Source organism: Roseibium sp. RKSG952 (assembly GCF_009711355.1).
In genome coordinates, this window is sequence record NZ_SMMF01000412.1 from 1 (window position 1) to 880 (window position 880).

General features: G+C 57.4%; 1 protein-coding gene. It reads left to right on the top strand.

Annotation, left to right across the window (positions count from 1 at the left end):
• Nucleotides 1-223: 223 nt before the first annotated feature.
• Nucleotides 224-661, top strand: coding sequence for a hypothetical protein (locus tag E1297_RS01290; RefSeq protein ID WP_196223108.1), 438 nt, complete (start codon nt 224-226; stop codon nt 659-661).
• Nucleotides 662-880 lie beyond the last annotated feature (219 nt).

Below are 880 nucleotides of genomic sequence, written 5' to 3' on the forward strand. Positions count from 1 at the left end.
GAAGCGTCAACTGGGTGGATGGTTGCTTGGGGCGCCATCCTGCCCCCGTCCTTTAGGGCGGGAAAGACTTTAGACACCGCCGGATCCGATCCCCGGTCGAGACACCGGGCAAATTACCGGCGGATACCGAGTAAAGGGAGGGTCTGCGAATGTCTGCCCTTTCGTTTCTCAGTTGTCGGTTTCAGACGCATTTGCGAATATCGACTCAACAAGGAGTAACACGATGCCCGCAAAGAAATTCGACTGGACGAAGTCCTGCTCTTACGACAACACCCAAAAGGCGGCCTTCCACCGTAACGCCAAGAAGGCCCTGAAGGCGCTTGCTCAGGAAATGGGTCTCGTCGGATCCGAATATGACATCAGGTCCAACAAGGGCGGCGGCGCAGTGTCTGGAGAGATCACCCTCCATACCGACGACATCTACGTTCAGGTTTCACAGCCATCCTACGGTCGCGGCAACGAGATCTTGATCCGCACTTGTAAGGACCGAAAGGATTACACCGGCGGGCAGAACCATTTCGCCGCGATCTCCCGGCTGGACGACATCCTGGCGCTCTCCGATATCGTCCTGAAAGTCCGCCAGCAGAAAGTCGGCTTCAATGCTGATGAGATCGAAGACCCAGGGTACAATCCTCATTATCTCCCGCGCCAGTTTAAGTGATTGCTCCCCGCCCTGATGGGCGTGGATTTCTGCTTCAATGGCAGCAGGCCGGGGACAGACGGCCCTGCCGCCTGTAGTTTCAATACCCCTCCCTCGCGACGAATGTTCTCCGCCGCATTCGTGTCCAGGTCATGGTCCGCGCTGCAGTCGCCGGGGATCCATGACCTATCGGCAAGTGTCGGTGTGTCGTTATTAACGTCTTCCCCGCCCTGAAGGACG

What these genes read in the sequence shown, in the direction of transcription:
- E1297_RS01290 (WP_196223108.1), top strand. Translation starts at nt 224, where the DNA reads ATGCCCGCAAAGAAATTCGACTGGACGAAGTCCTGCTCTTACGACAAC.